The 16,755-nt window shown below is 62.9% G+C and carries 15 protein-coding genes; 5 read left to right on the plus strand and 10 right to left on the minus strand.

The window, feature by feature from the left end; translation table 11 throughout:
- Positions 1-18: 18 nt before the first annotated feature.
- From AC0Z42_RS12705 to AC0Z42_RS12730, 6 genes are all read right to left on the minus strand, one after another.
- Positions 19-717, minus strand: a complete 699-nt coding sequence (locus AC0Z42_RS12705; protein WP_485468578.1) for a DUF4386 family protein — start codon at positions 715-717, stop codon at positions 19-21.
- A gap of 127 nt (positions 718-844) precedes the next feature.
- On the minus strand, positions 845-1,630 hold the full coding sequence (locus AC0Z42_RS12710; protein WP_485468579.1) for a LytR/AlgR family response regulator transcription factor: 786 nt from the start codon (positions 1,628-1,630) through the stop codon (positions 845-847).
- Positions 1,627-2,682 (minus strand): sensor histidine kinase, encoded by a 1,056-nt coding sequence (locus AC0Z42_RS12715; protein ID WP_485468580.1) that lies wholly within the window; start codon positions 2,680-2,682, stop codon positions 1,627-1,629. Before AC0Z42_RS12715 ends, AC0Z42_RS12710 begins: the two co-directional genes overlap by 4 nt.
- 138 nt (positions 2,683-2,820) lie before the next feature.
- On the minus strand, positions 2,821-3,840 hold the full coding sequence (locus AC0Z42_RS12720) for a diguanylate cyclase (protein ID WP_485468581.1): 1,020 nt from the start codon (positions 3,838-3,840) through the stop codon (positions 2,821-2,823).
- On the minus strand, positions 3,837-4,460 hold the full coding sequence (locus AC0Z42_RS12725; protein ID WP_485468582.1) for a chemotaxis protein CheC: 624 nt from the start codon (positions 4,458-4,460) through the stop codon (positions 3,837-3,839). Before AC0Z42_RS12725 ends, AC0Z42_RS12720 begins: the two co-directional genes overlap by 4 nt.
- 2 nt (positions 4,461-4,462) lie before the next feature.
- On the minus strand, positions 4,463-4,831 hold the full coding sequence (locus AC0Z42_RS12730) for a response regulator (protein WP_485468583.1): 369 nt from the start codon (positions 4,829-4,831) through the stop codon (positions 4,463-4,465).
- Between the two features lie 205 nt (positions 4,832-5,036).
- Here AC0Z42_RS12730 and rpiA point away from each other — a divergent pair, with 205 nt between their 5' ends.
- Positions 5,037-5,714 (plus strand): ribose-5-phosphate isomerase RpiA, encoded by a 678-nt coding sequence (gene rpiA / locus AC0Z42_RS12735; protein WP_485468584.1) that lies wholly within the window; start codon positions 5,037-5,039, stop codon positions 5,712-5,714.
- A gap of 14 nt (positions 5,715-5,728) precedes the next feature.
- Here rpiA and AC0Z42_RS12740 read toward each other — a convergent pair whose 3' ends face one another.
- Positions 5,729-6,250 (minus strand): DUF6622 family protein, encoded by a 522-nt coding sequence (locus AC0Z42_RS12740; protein ID WP_485468585.1) that lies wholly within the window; start codon positions 6,248-6,250, stop codon positions 5,729-5,731.
- Positions 6,251-6,405: 155 nt separating this feature from the next.
- A complete protein-coding gene (locus tag AC0Z42_RS12745; protein ID WP_065310347.1) occupies positions 6,406-6,678 on the minus strand; it encodes an oxidative damage protection protein in 273 nt (90 codons plus the stop codon).
- A gap of 228 nt (positions 6,679-6,906) precedes the next feature.
- Between AC0Z42_RS12745 and kdsA the strand changes: the two genes are divergently transcribed.
- Together kdsA and kdsB are read left to right on the plus strand one after the other, a co-directional pair.
- On the plus strand, positions 6,907-7,752 hold the full coding sequence (gene kdsA, locus AC0Z42_RS12750) for a 3-deoxy-8-phosphooctulonate synthase (protein ID WP_485468586.1): 846 nt from the start codon (positions 6,907-6,909) through the stop codon (positions 7,750-7,752).
- Positions 7,753-7,766: 14 nt separating this feature from the next.
- A complete protein-coding gene (gene kdsB / locus AC0Z42_RS12755; RefSeq protein WP_485468587.1) occupies positions 7,767-9,044 on the plus strand; it encodes a 3-deoxy-manno-octulosonate cytidylyltransferase in 1,278 nt (425 codons plus the stop codon).
- A 127-nt stretch (positions 9,045-9,171) separates the two neighbouring features.
- Here kdsB and argA read toward each other — a convergent pair whose 3' ends face one another.
- Positions 9,172-10,482 carry an amino-acid N-acetyltransferase gene (gene argA / locus AC0Z42_RS12760; protein WP_065310349.1) on the minus strand — a complete coding sequence of 437 codons (1,311 nt, stop codon included), beginning with the start codon at positions 10,480-10,482 and terminating at the stop codon, positions 9,172-9,174.
- Positions 10,483-10,537: 55 nt separating this feature from the next.
- On the opposite strand from argA, the gene hrpA reads away from it, so the two are divergent.
- Entirely contained in the window at positions 10,538-14,653 is a 4,116-nt protein-coding gene (gene hrpA / locus AC0Z42_RS12765) for an ATP-dependent RNA helicase HrpA (protein ID WP_485468588.1), read from the plus strand.
- A gap of 127 nt (positions 14,654-14,780) precedes the next feature.
- Here hrpA and AC0Z42_RS12770 read toward each other — a convergent pair whose 3' ends face one another.
- On the minus strand, positions 14,781-15,428 hold the full coding sequence (locus tag AC0Z42_RS12770) for a PRC-barrel domain-containing protein (protein WP_485468589.1): 648 nt from the start codon (positions 15,426-15,428) through the stop codon (positions 14,781-14,783).
- Between the two features lie 180 nt (positions 15,429-15,608).
- Here AC0Z42_RS12770 and AC0Z42_RS12775 point away from each other — a divergent pair, with 180 nt between their 5' ends.
- On the plus strand, positions 15,609-16,754 hold the full coding sequence (locus AC0Z42_RS12775; protein ID WP_485468590.1) for an extracellular catalytic domain type 1 short-chain-length polyhydroxyalkanoate depolymerase: 1,146 nt from the start codon (positions 15,609-15,611) through the stop codon (positions 16,752-16,754).
- The last annotated feature ends 1 nt before the right edge of the window (position 16,755 follow it).

Below are 16,755 nucleotides of genomic sequence, written 5' to 3' on the forward strand. Positions count from 1 at the left end.
AGGTGCGCGTGCGGCACTTCACGCTCGGCCTGAAATCGCCGCAGAAGCTGGCCGCACCTCCAGGCCCCGCGCCAGCAGCCACAGGCCAGTCAGCGGATAGGCCAGGCCCAGCGGAACCAGCAGCACATGCACTACCTCCAGGCCAAACAGTCCGCGTGCCACGGCGATCCATTGCAATATGCCGGCCAGCATGCCGGCTGCGGCCAGCAGGCGCGGAATGGCCCGGGCGCGGTACAGCAGTAGATACATCAAGACGACGCAGATCCCGCCCAGCAGTTTGTCGGCAAAATGCACGCCATCGCGCAGCCCGCGCAGCACGGCACGCGCCGGTTCGTAAGCCGTGCTGTCCGCACCCGATGCGAGAAAGGCCTCGCTCAGGCTGCGCATGGCCAGCACCAGCGTGCCTTCGAACAGGGTGGTCGCCAGGCTGGCCGCCAGCATCGCCACATGGCAGCGCGTCAGCAATGGTTGCTGTGTTCCGTACAGGCCGCGCAGAGCCGCCCCGATGACGAGCGCGATCACGGCCGTGACCAGCCCGGTCATGGCGATCATCCCGACCTGCAATGGCATGCCGGCCGCACGCAGCAGGAAGCCTGGAGCGGCAAATACCTGCTGCTGGAGCTGGAAATTTGACCAGATACCCAAGCCAAAACTGAGCAGCAGGCCGAGTCCCAGCCAGCGGCCTGGCAGCAGGGCTGTGGAATGATTGAGATACATCGTGTCACCTTGTCTGAAGTGGAAAGATGTGCCTAGTGTCGGCACGTGATGACGTTCCGGCAAGGCCGATCCGACGGGTCACGCGCACAGGGGGCCGGGGCACGCCGGGAAGCGATGAATGGCGCAGCTATTCCGGCTTGAACAAATGCAGAAAGGGGCGGCTGACGGGCAGTACTTCCGGCCGGTGTTTCAGGCTCACTTCAGCCGTCTCGTTAGCGCCACGCACGACCTGGCGGATGGCGTGCAGGTTGACCACCACGGCGCGGTGGATCTGCTGGAACTGCTGCGCATCGAGCTGCAGCAGCAATTCCTTGAGAGTCTGGCGCAGCAGCGCTTCTGCAGGTTTGCCACCGTCGCGCCAGGCCACCAGCGTGTACTTGTCGTCGGATTTCATATAGTCGACATCGTCGACAGGAATCAGTCGCACTGCCGATCCTACCGAGGCGCGCAACCAGCGTAGCGGCGCTGCTGCTGGGACTGTTACCTGTGCGGTTTGCAGGTGCTGTGCCAGTTGCCGCAGCAGCGCCTCGCTGGCCGCGTTTGGCGGCGACGCAGCCAGGCGCTCGCGCAAGCGCGTCACAGTGCCGGCCAGGCGGACCAGTTGTACCGGCTTGACCAGATAGTCGAGCGCGCCGCGCTCGAAGGCCTGCACCGCATATTGATCGTAAGCAGTGACGAATACCAGATGGGCGCGGCGGCCGATCTGGCTGGCCACTTCGACCCCGGACAGGCCAGGCATATGCACGTCGAGAAAGCAGACCGTGGGCTGGTGGCGCTCGAACAGATCAAGCGCCTCCGGTCCGTTGCGCGCTTCAGCCACCACGGCCAGCTCCGGCCAGCATATCGCCAGTTGGCGCCGCAGGCTCTCGCGCAGCAAGGGCTCATCGTCGGCAATCAGCGCGGTGAGGGTCATGACCATGCCGGGCACTCAATGTTGATGCAAAATCCGTGCGGTGCCGGTTCGCTGATGCGCAAGGCCGCATCGTTGCCAAACATCAGCGCCAGGCGCTCGCGCAGGCTGGCCAGTCCCGTACCCAGGCCCGGGCTGTCCGCTTGCAGGCCGACGCCCGTATCACGGACCTCGATATGGCAGCGCCCGTGGGCCTGGCTGATGCGCACATCGATGCGTCCGCCTTGCAGGCCGGGATCGATGCCATGGCGCACCGCGTTCTCGACCAGGCTCATGACGGTCATGGGCGGACACTGCAGCTGTTCGCATCCGGGCGCAATATCGAACCCGAACTGCAGCCGGTCGGGCATGCGCATCTGCATCAGCACCAGGTAGGCACGCGCCATGTCCAGTTCCTGCTCCAGTCGGGTGGCCGCTTCGTCCAGGCGCGGTACCGCCGCCCGCAGATACGTCACCAGATGCGCCAGCACCGGCGCCGCGTGGTGTGAGCCGGTATCGACCAGCGCTTGCACACTGGCCAGCGTATTGAACAGGAAATGCGGCTGGACCTGGGCCCGCAGCAGGGCCATGCGCGCATCGCGCGCCTGACGTTCCAGTTCGCCGCGCCGGCGTTCCGCCTCGCGCACGCTGGCGTCGCGCTGGCGCAGCAGGGCCGCCATCGCGGTCCATGACCCCAGCAACAAGCCCAGGAAAGTGATCGCCATGAAGCTCTGCAGCCGCACCGGTACCTGCCAGAACGGTGGCGCGCCGGGCCTGGTCATGAGCAGGTAGAAGGCAAGCAGCATCAGCACGATGGCCAGTGCCACGGCCAGCACCTGCAACACCCAGCGTGGCAGGGCGTCTGGCAGCTGGCGTGGCCAGTGTTCGCAAAGGCCGTAGGCCAGCAAGGCCATCAGCGCGGTGGGGAAAATCAGCATCGCCAGCAGCCACAGCGGGTCTTCCCAAGTCAGCGTGAACAGCGCGAATTCGGCCAGCGCGGCCAGGCCTGCCACGCGCAAGCGCTGCAGGGACAGGCAGCTGCGCAGGAGATCGATGGCGTGACGGAGCGTTGACATGGATGGACGCACTTCGGGGAAGCGCCGCAAGGCAAGGAGCATCAGAATATGGCAAAGCGATACCGCCTGCAATAGCGGCCGGCATGAAACACGCCTCCATGGGCCCCAACCACGCTCTGGGTGGCCGGGACGTGATGATCAGATGGCGGCGTGGCCCGGGGCGGCGGGCTGTGAAGCCAGCGGCACGGCGCCATTGCTGGCGACGCGGTTGCGTCCGCCATCCTTGGCCTGGTACAGCGCACGGTCGGCCGCGCCGATCAGCTGGTCGATGTCGAGCGGCGCGGCGCCACTCTGGGTGGCCACGCCGATGCTGACGGTAATGTAGCGCGGCGCGCCATCTTGCTGGCCGTTTTCGATCGCCAGCGCGCGCACGCCCTTGCGGATCGCCTCGGCCAGGCCCAGCGCCTTGGCCGCTTCGGTGTCGGGCAGGATGGCGGCAAACTCTTCGCCGCCGTAGCGGGCCAGCACGTCGCCGGAACGGTTGAGCATGGTGGCCAGCGCGCCGGCCACCTGTTTCAAACAGGTGTCGCCCTGCTGGTGGCCGTACTGGTCGTTATAGTCCTTGAAACGGTCGATATCGATCATCAGCAGCGACAATGGGTTGCCGCTGCGCTTGGCGCGCCGCATTTCCTTGTCGATCGCCACGTCGAAATGGCGCCGGTTGGCCACGCCCGTCAGGCCGTCCGAAAAGGTTTGCGAGCGCAACACCATGGTCTGCTCGCGCAGCAATTTTTCACGGCCCACGGCGATGGTGACGTCGGTAATCTGGATCAGGCAATGGCGCTGCAAGCCGGGCAGGCTGATGGGCGTGACGGCCACCGCCTGCTGCATGCGCTCGCGTGTGTCGCTGGCCATTGCCGCCTGCTGGTACAGCGGGAATGGCGCCTTGTGCAGCGACTGCGACAGCAGCGACTGGAAATTGTCGCGCAGGGCCTGGGTAATGGCCGACTCGATGCGCTTGTGCTGCAGTTCCGGGAATACGTCGAAGAAATCGCGGCCCAGCACGGTAGCGGCTTTCCATCCGGAATGGCGCTCCAGCCAGCGGTTCCACAGCACGATGCTGCGGTTCTCGTCGAGCACGATGGCGCCCAGGTTGACGGCGCCGATAATGCTTTCGAGCAGCGTCAAGCGCTGCAAGGTGTTGGGTATGGTGCTCACGCCGTTCCGAAGACCTTGGCCAGGTAGCGGTTGACCTGTTCCTTCAGGTCGTGCAAGGCGGACAGGTCCAGCACAAAGGCAACATAGCCGTGGATCTGGTGCTTGGCCAGCACGAAGTCGATATGCAGCATCAGCACCACGTCGTCGGCCTGGTCGCCGAAGACGGACAGGATTTCCGTGCTGGTGCCCACGTGGTAGACGGGCAGCGAGCCGTGCAGTTCGCTGTCGAACAGGTTGGCCAGGGTCCCCACGCAGGAATTGAGGATGATGTTGCCGATTTCGCTCATCGCCTCCTGTTCCATTTCCGTCAGTTCCTGCAGCGGCACCGCGTCGCCCACCATCAGGCGCACGATTTCCAGGCTTTTATCTTCGGGAAACATCAGGATGGCTTCGGTGGCGAACGCTCCCTCGTAATGCTGGCTGACGCCGCAGATGCGGTCGCCGTCGCGCTTGCTGCCCAGCAAGGCCGCCGCGTCGGCGCGGTTCAAAAAGGTAATCGAGGGCACCGACATGGTGACTTCTTCGCTGACGATCTCGCTCATGGCGGCGGCCGCATGGCCGACGCCGATATTGAAGATTTCGACCAGCGCGTCGTTTTCCAGTTCGGACAGGTTGACCATGTTCAGCCTTCCAGCGTATCGATCAGCTGGTGGATGCGCGTTTCCGTGATCGGCTTTTCCATGAAACCGACTTTCAGCTCACTGGCGCGGTTGCGGATGGCATTTTGCACATTCGCCGTCACCAGGAAGATATGGGTCTGCGGATACAGGGCGCGCAGCTGCTCGGCGGCGGCCACGCCGCCCATGCCGGGCATATTGACGTCCAGTAATATCAGGTAAGGGTCCAGCGCCTTGACTTTCTCCAGCGCTTCTTCGCCGGTGGCCGCTTCGGTGATCTGCCAGCCGGCATGTTTGCTGAGAATGAACTGATGCGCCATCAAACGTGAAACCCGGCTGTCATCGACAACAAGTACCTGTTTACTGTGATCCATTTGCTATTCCTGAAGCGTTATTTCTGTCAATCTGACATTTTCGCATAGATTGCCTGGGCAACCGATAATTCGCCATCCGAATTGCTCTAGGGCAAAAAAATGCATCTTTATCGGCCTGCGCGCTGTTGTATGGCGGCCAGGCCAGATGTTTGCCGGCCCGGCGATCCAGTAAAATAGCGCCATTCCCACTTCACCCACCTCTGACATGACCCAAGACGAATTGAAACAAGCCGTAGCCCGCACCGCGATCGATTACGTAGTAAAAGGCGAAATCATCGGCGTCGGTACCGGTTCGACCGCCAATTTTTTCATCGATGAACTGGCCAAGATCAAGGACAGCATCAAGGGCGCGGTCGCCTCGTCGGAAGCCACGGCCGCGCGCCTGGCCGGCCACGGCATCGCCGTGTTCGACCTGAACGACGTCAGCGAAATTGCCGTGTATATCGACGGCGCCGATGAAATCACGGCCAGTGGCGCCATGATCAAGGGCGGCGGCGCGGCCCTGACGCGAGAAAAGATCGTCGCGTCGGTGGCGAAACAGTTTGTCTGCATCGCCGACGGCTCCAAGCTGGTCGCCACCCTGGGCGCGTTTCCGCTGCCGGTGGAAGTGGTGCCGATGGCGCGTGCCAGCGTCTCGCGCCAGCTGGCTGCACTGGGCGGCACGCCGCGCCTGCGTCTGAAGCCAAGCAGCGACGAAGCCTTTTTGACCGACAACGGCGGCGAGATCATCGACGTGCTGGGCTTGCAGATTCTTGATCCGGTGGCGCTGGAACAGCAGATCAACCAGATCGTCGGCGTGATCGCGGTCGGCCTGTTCGCCACGCGCGGCGCGAATGTGTGTTTACTGGGTATGCCTGAAGGCGTGCGTACCCTGGCTTACTGATCGCCAGCGTTGTCTTAAACAGCGGCCCCCTGCGGGCCGCTTGTCATTTGCGCCGTCCGATACACTGCCAGCGTACGCAGCAAACCTCCCAGGAAGATGCCGCTGAACACGCCGTACAACAGGCAAACCGCCAGCACGAAACCGGTGGCATGGGCATAGGCTGGATGGATCGCCAAGCTGACCGCCACCGCATACTTCATGCAGAAAATACTCATCATCAGGATCAAGGGCAGCCAGCTGCCTGCCAGTTGCATCGTGCCCCGGTCAGGATGGGCCGTCAGCTTGCGCGGATTGGTCATCGACCAGGCAAGAATACCGCCAGCCAGCGCGCCGACCGCCCAGGCGTAAGGCGCCACACCGTCAAAACCGAAACTGCCGTGCACGCCGGACAGCGACAGCGCCAGCATCACCAGCGGAATAATGCACAGCTTGCGCAAGGTTACTTCACGCGCACGGCTGGCGAGCACGCCGCGATACACGAGGAACGCCAGGATGGCCCAGACGTAGGTTGGAGTGTGGCTGAAGAGCTGTTGCATGGTGTCCGCCTTGGAAAGTCGTTGTCGATGGAGACACTTTGCCTGCAAGCGGTAACGGTGACGAGCGGACTGCGACGAAACGAAGGCGGGATGCCGTGAAACGGCTTAGGGAGGCGTGAAACTGCCCGTGACGTGGTCACGGGCAGGGATACAACTTACTCGGTAGGGGGAACGTAGCCCATGGCGGCGTCGGCGCCGTCACCGAAGAAATGTTTTTCCATCTGCGTGGCCAGGTATTTGCGGGCGCGCGCGTCGGCCAGGTTCAAGCGGTTTTCATTGACCAGCATGGTCTGGTGCTTGAGCCAGGCGGCCCAGGCTTCTTTCGACACCGATTCGTAAATTTTCTTGCCCAGTTCGCCCGGGTACGGCGGGAAGTCCAGTCCTTCGGCTTCCTTGTTGAGTTTGACGCAATGGATAGTGCGGGCCATCTGTGCTCCTGAATCGGTGTAAAGATAAAGCGTGATTATAAGGCACTTTGCGCGGCGCTACCGGCAGCCGTGCTTGGCCGGCGACGCGGCTTGTGGCGCGCCCTTGCGCCAGATCAAATTTGATCTGCGCCGCCCCAGCTAGTAAGATGTGTTGTCGCGCAAGTGCGATCTTGCGCCTGTATTGCATCAACCCCGCGGCCCGCCCGCCCAACAAGAATGGAATCCCCTATGGTCTCGGTCAAAGTCAACGACATCAGCGTCAGCAATGAAGGCAAGTTTGTGCTGTTTGGCGGCATCAACGTGCTCGAATCGCGCGATCTCGCCCTGCGCGCCTGCGAAGAATATGTGCGCGTCACGCAAAAGCTGGGCATCCCCTATGTTTTCAAGGCCAGCTTCGACAAGGCCAACCGCTCGTCGATCCACTCGTACCGTGGCCCTGGCCTGGAAGAGGGCATGCGCATTTTCCAGGAGGTGAAAGCGGCGTTTGGCGTGCCGATCATTACCGACGTGCATGAACCATGGCAGGCCCAGCAGGTCGCCGAAGTGGTCGATGTATTGCAACTTCCCGCCTTCCTGGCGCGCCAGACCGACCTGGTGGTGGCCCTGGCCAAGACCGGCAAGGTGATCAACATCAAGAAGCCGCAATTCCTGAGCCCTGGCCAGATGGCCAATATCGTTGAAAAATTCAAGGAAGCGGGCAATGATCAGCTGATCCTGTGCGACCGCGGCACTTGCCTGGGCTACGACAACCTGGTGGTCGACATGCTGGGCTTTGGCGTGATGAAGCAGACCTGCAACGATGCTCCGATTATTTTCGACGTTACGCACGCCCTGCAGCAGCGCGATCCCGGCGGCGCCGCCTCCGGTGGCCGCCGCCAGCAGGTAGCCGACCTGGCCCGCGCCGGCCTGGCCGTCGGCATTGCCGGCCTGTTCCTGGAAGCGCACCCTGATCCGGACAATGCGCGCTGCGATGGCCCTAGCGCCTTGCCGCTCGATAAGCTGGAACCGTTCCTGACGCAACTGAAAGCGCTGGACGACCTGGTGAAATCTTTCCCTGCACTCAATATCAATTAATGGAAAACGGTAAATTGAACACGCGCCTGGCCATCGTGATCCCGGCCCGCTACGCGTCCACGCGCCTGCCCGGCAAACCGCTGCTTGAGATCCTCGGAAAACCGATGGTGCAGCATGTATACGAACGGGCGCTGGAAGTGCCCGGCGTCGACACCGTGGTGGTCGCCACCGACGATGAGCGCGTGGCTGACGCCGTGCGCGGCTTCGGCGGGCGCTGCGTGATGACGTCGCCTGAGCATCCATCGGGCACCGATCGCCTGGCCGAGGTGATGCAGACGGTGAACGCCGACATCTATATCAACCTGCAGGGCGACGAGCCGATGGTGCGCCCGGGCGACATCGCCCTGCTGGCCGAAGGCATGCGGATGGACAGCGCGGTGCAGGTCGGCACCTTGTGCCACGCCATCGGCGCCGAAGAAGCGCGCAACCCGAATACGGTCAAGGTGGTGCTGGCGGCCAATGGCGACGCCCTGTATTTCAGCCGCGCCGCGATTCCGTTTGGCCGCGACGAGGAACAGGCCAGTTATCTGAAACATGTGGGCGTGTATGCGTACCGGCGCGAAGTGCTGGCCGCGTATTCGGCCTTGCCGGCGGCGATGCTGGAGCAGGCCGAAAAGCTCGAGCAATTGCGCTTGCTGGCGGCCGGCCTGCGCATCCGCGCGTTCAAGGTGGAAGCCAGTGGCCCCGGCGTCGATACGCCCGAATGCCTGGCGCGGGTGCGCGCGCTGATGGCCGGCGAAGTGCCTGCGACATTGCCGACCCTGGCCGATATCAGGCTGGTCATTACCGATGTCGACGGCGTGCTGACCGATGGCGGCATTTACTATGACGCCACCGGCGAATGCCTGAAGCGCTTCCATGTGCGCGACGGCCTGGGCATGCGCCTGCTCGAAGAAAACGGCGTGCGCGTGGCTGTCTTGTCGGGCCGCGACTCGCCCACCTTGCGCAAGCGGGTGGCAGACCTGGGCATCACCCTGTACCAGTTTGGAGTGAAAGACAAGCATGGCGCTTGCCGCGAACTGATGGCGCAAGCTGGCGTGGAGGTGAATCAGACCGTGTGCATCGGCGACGACAGCATCGACCTGCCCGCATTTGCCGCTTGCGGCCTGTCGTATGCGGTGGCCGATGCCCCCGTCTACGTGCAGGCGCGCGCCAGCGCCGTGCTGGTCAAGGAGGGCGGCAAGGGCGCCTTCCGCGAACTGGCCGACGCCATCCTGGTGGCGCAAGGCAAGGAGCACGTGTTCGGTTCGGCAGAGGGTTTTTCCACCGTGATGGGAAGAGTCGTCCAATAAAAAAATGGCCGCCATGCGCAATTGAACCCGGAACGGCGAAAATGCTGGGGTCGGACCCTCAGGGTCCGACCCCGGATCTTGCTTTGGGGTGGAAAAGACGCTAACTTGATGCCATCAGCATCTGATATTACAAGGTCTTGATCAGCACCTGCGACTTGCGCTGCCAGTTATACATATGCTGGCGGTCCTTCGGCAGGTCGTCGACGGTAGCCGGCAAGAATCCCCGTTTCTTGAACCAGTGCGAAGTGCGCGTGGTCAGCACGAACAGCTTGGTCAGGCCGGCGGCGCGCGCGCGGTTTTCCATATGCTTCAGGATACGTTCGCCGTCGCCCTGGGTCTGCACTTCGGGGTTGACGATCAAACAGGCCATTTCCGCCATTTTCTCGGCCGGGAACGGGTACAGCGCGGCGCAGCCGAAAATCACGCCATCGTGTTCGATGACCGAGAAATAATCGATTTCGCGTTCGATCAGTTCGCGGCCGCGTTTTACCAGGGTGCCGTCCGCTTCCATCGGTTCGATCAGCTTGATGATGCCGCCGACGTCTTCGATGGTGGCCTGGCGCAGGCTTTCCAGGTTTTCATGGCTGATCATGGTGCCCACGCCATCGTGGGTAAACAATTCCAGCAGGGCCGAGCCGTCCATCGTGAACGGCACGATGTGCGAGCGGTCCACGCCGTTATGGCAGGCCTTGACGCAGTGTTTCAGGTAGAACGCGGTGGCGTCCGGCAAAAAGCCCGCCATCAGCACGGCTTCGGCCTGGTGCGACGACAGCTCGCGAATTTCCACGCCGGTGGCGTCTGCCATCATCGGCGTTTCGGTAATGAAGATCAGTTTGTCGGCATGCAGGGCGATGGCCGCGCTGCAGGCCACGTCTTCCATGGTCAGGTTGAACGCTTCGCCGGTCGGCGAAAAGCCCAGCGGCGACAGCAGCACCAGGCCGTCCGAGCCGAGGATCGAATGGATGGTTTCGGCGTCGACCTTGCGCGTGATGCCGGTCAGTTCCAGGTCCACGCCATCGATCACGCCCAGCGGGCGCGCGGTGATGAAGTTGCCGGAAATAATACGGATCGCCGCGTTCGACATCGGTGTGTTCGGCAAGCCCTGGCTGAAAGCGGCCTCGATATCGAGGCGCAATTCGCCAGCCGCTTCCTTCGCGCACTCGAGCGCGGCGATGTCGGTAATGCGCACGCCGTTGTGAAAGCGGCCTTCGACGTTACGCAGCGCCAGCTGTTCGGCCACCTGCGGACGCGAACCGTAGACCACGGTCACATTGATATCGAGCGCATGCAGCAGTGAAAGATCATGGGCCAGCACCTGCAGCGCCCCGGCGCTGACGAGTTCACCGGGGAAGGCGACCACGAAGGTCTTGCCGCGAAAGGCGTGGATGTAGGGCGCGACGGAGCGCAGCCATTGGACGAATTGGGTAGGGTTTTCCATTAAGCGCATTATAATTCGCTGCGCGATGTGCGCGCTCAAATACCTGTAAAAAACAATGTCTTCAGCCAGCGATAAGTCTTCCCCTCCTTCCACTGTTGCAAATGTGCCAGCGAATGTGCCCGATCGCGCCCCGCGCCAGCGTCCGCCCGTCAGCCAGCAACGGCCGCAAAAGCCGCAAAAGCCTCGTACGGAAGAACAGCAGCAACAGCAGCAACAGCGTGACGCCGCCCGCGCCGCGCGCGAGGCCGAAAAAACCTTCCGCAACCCGCTGCCACCGATCACCTATCCGGAAGATTTGCCGGTGTCGGGCCGGCGCGCCGAAATCGCCAAGGCCTTGACGGAAAACCAGGTGATCATCGTGTCCGGTGAAACGGGTTCGGGCAAGACCACCCAGCTGCCGAAGATCTGCCTGGAACTGGGACGCGGCCAGAAGGGCCTGATCGGCCACACCCAGCCGCGCCGTATCGCCGCCTCGTCGACCGCCAAGCGCATCGCGCAGGAACTCGGCACACCGCTCGGTGTTACCGTCGGTTTCAAGGTGCGCTTTGCCGATACCCTGACGAAGGGCGCATCGGTCAAGCTGATGACGGACGGTATCTTGCTGGCCGAAACGCAGACCGATCCGCTGCTGAAAAACTACGACACCATCATCATCGATGAGGCGCACGAACGCAGCCTGAACATCGATTTCCTGCTGGGTTACCTGAAGCAGCTGCTGCCGCGCCGGCCCGACCTGAAGATCATCATCACCTCGGCCACCATCGATGCCGAGCGCTTTGCGCGCCATTTCGGCACGCCTGAAAAACCGGCGCCCGTGATCGAAGTGTCGGGTCGCCTGTACCAGGTCGAAGTACGCTATCGCCCGGTCGAGCGCGAACAGGTGGCCATGCCGGGTGCCGCAAATGCCGACAAGCCTGGCCAGAGGACCGCCGCCGCGCGCGAAAAGCGTGACCTGATGGATGCCGTGGTCGATGGCGTGGAAGAACTGTGCCGCATCGGCTCGGGCGACGTGCTGGTGTTTTTGCCGGGTGAGCGCGAAATCCGCGACTGCGCCGAAGCACTGCGCAAGCACCATCCGCCGCACGTGGAAATCCTGCCGCTGTTCGCGCGCCTGTCGGCCGAAGAGCAGGAGCGCGTGTTCAAGACCAGCAATGCGCGCCGCATCGTGCTGGCCACCAACGTGGCCGAAACCTCGCTGACCGTGCCCGGCATCCGCTATGTGGTCGACGCCGGCCTGGCGCGCGTGAAACGCTACAGCTACCGCAATAAAGTGGAGCAGTTGCAGGTCGAACCGATCGCGCAGTCGGCCGCCAACCAGCGCGCCGGGCGTTGCGGCCGTGTCGCCGATGGCGTCTGCATCCGCCTGTACGAAGAGCAGGATTATTTGCTGCGCCCGAAATTCACCGAGCCGGAAATCCTGCGCTCGTCGCTGGCCGCCGTCATCCTGCGCATGAAGTCATTGCACCTGACGGATGTGGAAACCTTCCCCTTCATCGAGCCGCCGCTGGCGCGCGCGATCGCCGACGGCTACCAGCTGCTGCAGGAACTGGGCGCTGTCGATGAGGTCAATAAACTGACGCCGTTGGGCAACAAGCTGGCCAAGCTGCCGCTCGACCCGCGCGTGGGCCGCATGATCCTGGCAGCACTGGACAACGCCTGCCTGACAGAAGTACTGATCGTGGCGTCCGCCTTGTCGGTACAGGACCCGCGCGACCGGCCGATGGAACACCAGCAGGCTGCCGATGAAGCGCACAAGAAGTTTGCCGATGAAAAATCGGAGTTCTTGAGCTACCTGAAGATCTGGCGCTGGTTCGAGTCCGCCATCGAGCACAAGAAAACCAACCGCCAGCTGCAGGACAACTGCCGTACCAATTTCCTGTCGCAGATGCGCCTGCGCGAATGGCGCGACGTGCATTCGCAGCTGCTGACCATCGTCAAGGAGCAGGGCTGGCGTTTGAACGAAGCACCGGCCACCTACGACAATCTGCATATGGCCTTGTTGACCGGTTTGCTGGGCAATATCGGCTTCAAGGGCGAAGACGAACCGGGTGCGGGTTACCTGGGCGCGCGCGGCATCAAGTTCCATATCTGGCCAGGTTCTTCGCTGCTGAAAAAGCCGGGCAAGTGGATCATGGCGGCCGAACTGGTCGACACCACGCGATTGTATGCGCGCTGCGTGGCGCAGATCCAGCCCGAGTGGCTGGAAAAAGTCGGCGAGCATCTGCTGAAAAAATCGTGGGGTGAGCCGCGCTGGGAAAAACGTTCGGCGCAGGTGACGGCGTCCGAACGCGCAACCCTGTATGGCCTGGTGGTGTACAGCCAGCGCCGCATCAATTACGGCAATTTCAACCTGCCGGAAGCGCGCGAAATCTTTATTCGCGACGCGCTGGTGGGCGGCGACTTCGACACGCGCGCGCCGTTCTTTGCGCACAACCACAAGCTGATCAAGGACATTGAAAACCTCGAACACAAATCGCGCCGGCTGGACGTGCTGGTCGACGATGAACTGATCGCCGCCTTTTATGACCAGCTGCTGCCGGCGGACATCTGCAATGGCGCCGGTTTCGAGAAGTGGCACAAGGAGGCCACGCGCGAGAATCCGAAGCTGTTGTACCTGAACCGCGAAGAGCTGATGCGCCATGAGGCGGCAGGCGTGACCACCGACCTGTTCCCGAAAACCATGTCGGTGACGGGCCTGGAAATGGGGCTCACGTATCACTTCGAGCCGGGCAGCCTGCGCGATGGCGTGACGTTATCGGTGCCGCTGTATGCGCTGAACCAGCTGCCGCGCGAGCGCTGCGAATGGCTGGTGCCGGGCATGCTGAAGGAAAAAGTGCATCTGCTGCTCAAATCCCTGCCGCAAAAGCTGCGCCGCCACTGCGTGCCGCTGCCCGATTACGCAGCCAAATTCTGCGAGCGCGTGCACGAGGCGGGCGTGTTTGGCCGCGGCGATCTGATAGACGCCATCATCCTGGACATCCGCACCCAGATCACCATCAATGTGCTGACTACCGACTTCAAGCCGGAAACCCTGCCTGCCCATCACTTCATGAATTTCAAGGTGATCGACGAGCATGGCCGGCAACTCGACATGGGCCGCAACCTGGCTACCTTGCAGGCCGAATTCGGCGGCCAGGCGCGCCAGAGTTTCCAGAAACTGGCCGAGGTGTCGGGAGTCTCCGGCACCGGTACGCCAGGCGCCAAAGTGGCCGGCAGCCAGGTTGCCGCGCGCTTGCAGTCGCAGGCGCAGGCGGCGCCAGCCAAGGGGGGCGCGCCGGCCAAGGGTACGGCTGCACCTGCAGCGGGCAATAGCGTCGCCCAGCATATGGGTTTGACGGGCTGGACCTTTGGCGAACTGCCCGAGCTGCTGGAAATCGTGCAGGGCAAGCTGACCCTGATCGGCTTTCCGGCGCTGGTCGACAAGGGTACGCATTGCGACCTGGAGGTGTTCGATGACCCGACTGTTGCCGCGCGCACGCACAAGGTGGGCCTGCGCCGGCTGTTCGCCTTGCAGATGAAGGAGCAGATCAAGTTCGTCGAGAAAAGCATTCCCGGCCTGCAGCAGATGGGCATGCAGTTCATGGCCCTGGGCTCGCAGGAAGAATTGCGCGAACAGATCATCAACAAGGCGATCGACATCGCCTGCCTGCAAGACCCGCTGCCGCTGGACGCCGCCTCGTTTGCCAAGCGCCAGGCAGAGGGCAAGTCGCGCCTGGTCTTGCTGGTCAATGAAATCGCCCGTTTGCTGTCGCAAGTGCTGACGGAATACCATGGCCTGCCCAAGCGCCTGCAGAATATCGCGGCGCCGGCGGCGGCCGATATCCAGGCGCAATTGCAAGGCCTGGTGCACAAGCGTTTCCTGACGGAAAACGAGTACACGCAGCTGTCGCATTTTCCCCGCTATTTAAAAGCGATCAATGTGCGCCTGGAAAAACTGCGCGCCGACCCCGCCCGCGACACCAAGCTCATGGCCGAATGGCAATCGGCCGCCGCACCGTATCTGCGCCAGGCGAAAGACCGCCAGGCCGGCAAGAATACCGACCCGAAACTGGTCGATTTCCGCTGGATGCTGGAAGAACTGCGCGTGTCGCTGTTTGCGCAGGAACTGAGGACACCGATGCCGGTGTCGGCCAAGCGCCTGCAGAAAGTATGGGAGTCGATGCAGCGATAGACGACGTCGCGTAGGTCGGATTAGCGAGGCTCCGCCTCGCGTAATCCGACAACATTGTTGACGTCACGGTGGTGTCGGATTACGGCGCTTTGCGCCTAATCCGACCTACGCTACCCCTGTGGCTTGATCAACTGCGCCGGTTCATCTCATCGTCATCGCTGAGCGACGAGCGTGAGCCCAGGTCATCCTGGAGACTACCGGTCCCGGTCCCGGTCCCGGCCCGGCTGCCGCTCATCGACGAGCCAGACATCGACGAGCCGCTCATGCTGCCGCCCGTGCCCGATTGCAGGCTGGCGCCGCCGCGCAGGTCGCTGCCTGATGACATGCGACTGCCGCCCAGGTTGCCCATATTGCCCATGTTGCTCATGTCGCCCATGCCATAGCGCGAGGTGGTGCCGTAGAACTGGTTCATCTGGTCATTCCAGGCGTCGCTGGCCATGTCGGGCCAGTTGTCCTTGTCGAAACCGGGGGCGTTTTTCAGTTGTTCCTTGTCCACGTCCAGCATGAAGCGCTTGTTGATGGTGTCCAGGGTCAGCTTTTCCCAAGGCACGGCAAACAGCTTTTCGCCCAGGGTCAGCACGCCGCCAAAGGACAGCACGGCATAGGCGATCCGGCCGCTGCGCATGTCGAGCATGATTTCCTTGATGTCGCCCAGTTGCTCTTCGCTGTGGTTGTAGACATCGTCGCCGATCAGGGTATCGGCACCCATCAGTGCCGGCCCGGGGCCGGTGTCGTTGCGATACATGCCCAGCATGTCGCGGTCCAGATAGCTCATGGTTTTTTCTCCAGTTGAAGTGGATGGAAGTGCGCGGTGAGCATCCAGATTAAGCATGGTGACTTGGCGGCGTTTGAGCTAGCTCAATTGTGTCAGGGGAACTTTTAAAAGCTGAGGATCCTACGGTGTCGTGCGGCAAGTGCGGTACTCTATGGTATCGAATCAGGAGGCTGTGCCATCATGGTTAAACCCGCTACCACATGGCTTCGCGGCTTGCTGCGTGTCGGCAAGACGCAGCAGCGCACGGCCACCAGGCTGGCCAAGGTGCTGTTCGGCCCGCCTGTGGCCAAGCCTGCTTCCAAGCCACGGCGCAAACCGGCCAAGGCCGCCACCGCCACCGCAGCAGCACCCCTGGCGCCGCCGCGCGTGCGCAAGCGGGCCGCACCCGCGCCGGGAAAATGGCTGGCGTCGCACTACGCGCCGCTGGGGGAGCCCGGGCAGTTGCCGGGCCGGCGCCTGCCGTATTATCTGTATCTGCCCGACAAGGCGCCCAATGTTGCCATGCGCACGCGAGGCCGGCCGCTGCTGGTGATGCTGCACGGCTGCGAGCAGAGCGCCACGCAGTTTGCCGAAGGTACGCGCATGAATCGCTTGGCCGAGCGCAAGGGTTATGCGGTGCTGTACCCGCAGCAGTCGCTGCGCTCGCATGCGCGGCGCTGCTGGAAATGGTATGAAAAGCTGACCCAGGATGGTGGCGGCGACGTCGGCCTGATCGTCGGCGCCATCGCGCAGGTGGCCGCGCGTTACCCTGTCGACCGCACGCGCATTTATATCTGCGGCATTTCCGCCGGCGCCGGCATGGCCCATATCGTGGCGCTGAACCATCCGCAGCTGTTTGCCGCCGTCGGCCTGCATTCGGGGCCTGTGTTCGGCGCCGGCCACAGCCTGATCGGCGCCATGCATGTGATGCAGCATGGCGCGGCGATGCGGGTCGACAGCGCCATCGACGAAGTGCTGGCGCGCCAGCCGCTGTTTCCGGGCCTGCCGACCATCCTGATCCAGGGCCAGCAGGACAATGTGGTGCGGCCGATTAACCAGACTCAGCTGGTGCGCCAGAGCATCCGCCTGAATCGCATGCCGGCCACGACGCAGGTCACGGCCGAACGCTGGCCACCGGGTACGGCGGGCAGCCGCAATCCCGCGCATGGCTACGCGCTGCATGATTATCAGGTGGGAACGCAGTTGCTGCTGCGCGTGGCGCAGATCGAACAGCTGGAGCATGCCTGGAGCGGTGGCGACGCCAGCCTGCCATTCAATGCCAAAGCGGGGCCGGACGCCAGCAAGCTGCTGCTGGACTTTTTTGCGCGCCACCAGCGGCGCTTGTAGA

It is taken from the genome of Janthinobacterium sp. 1L-D-8-B-C4 (assembly GCF_057291295.1).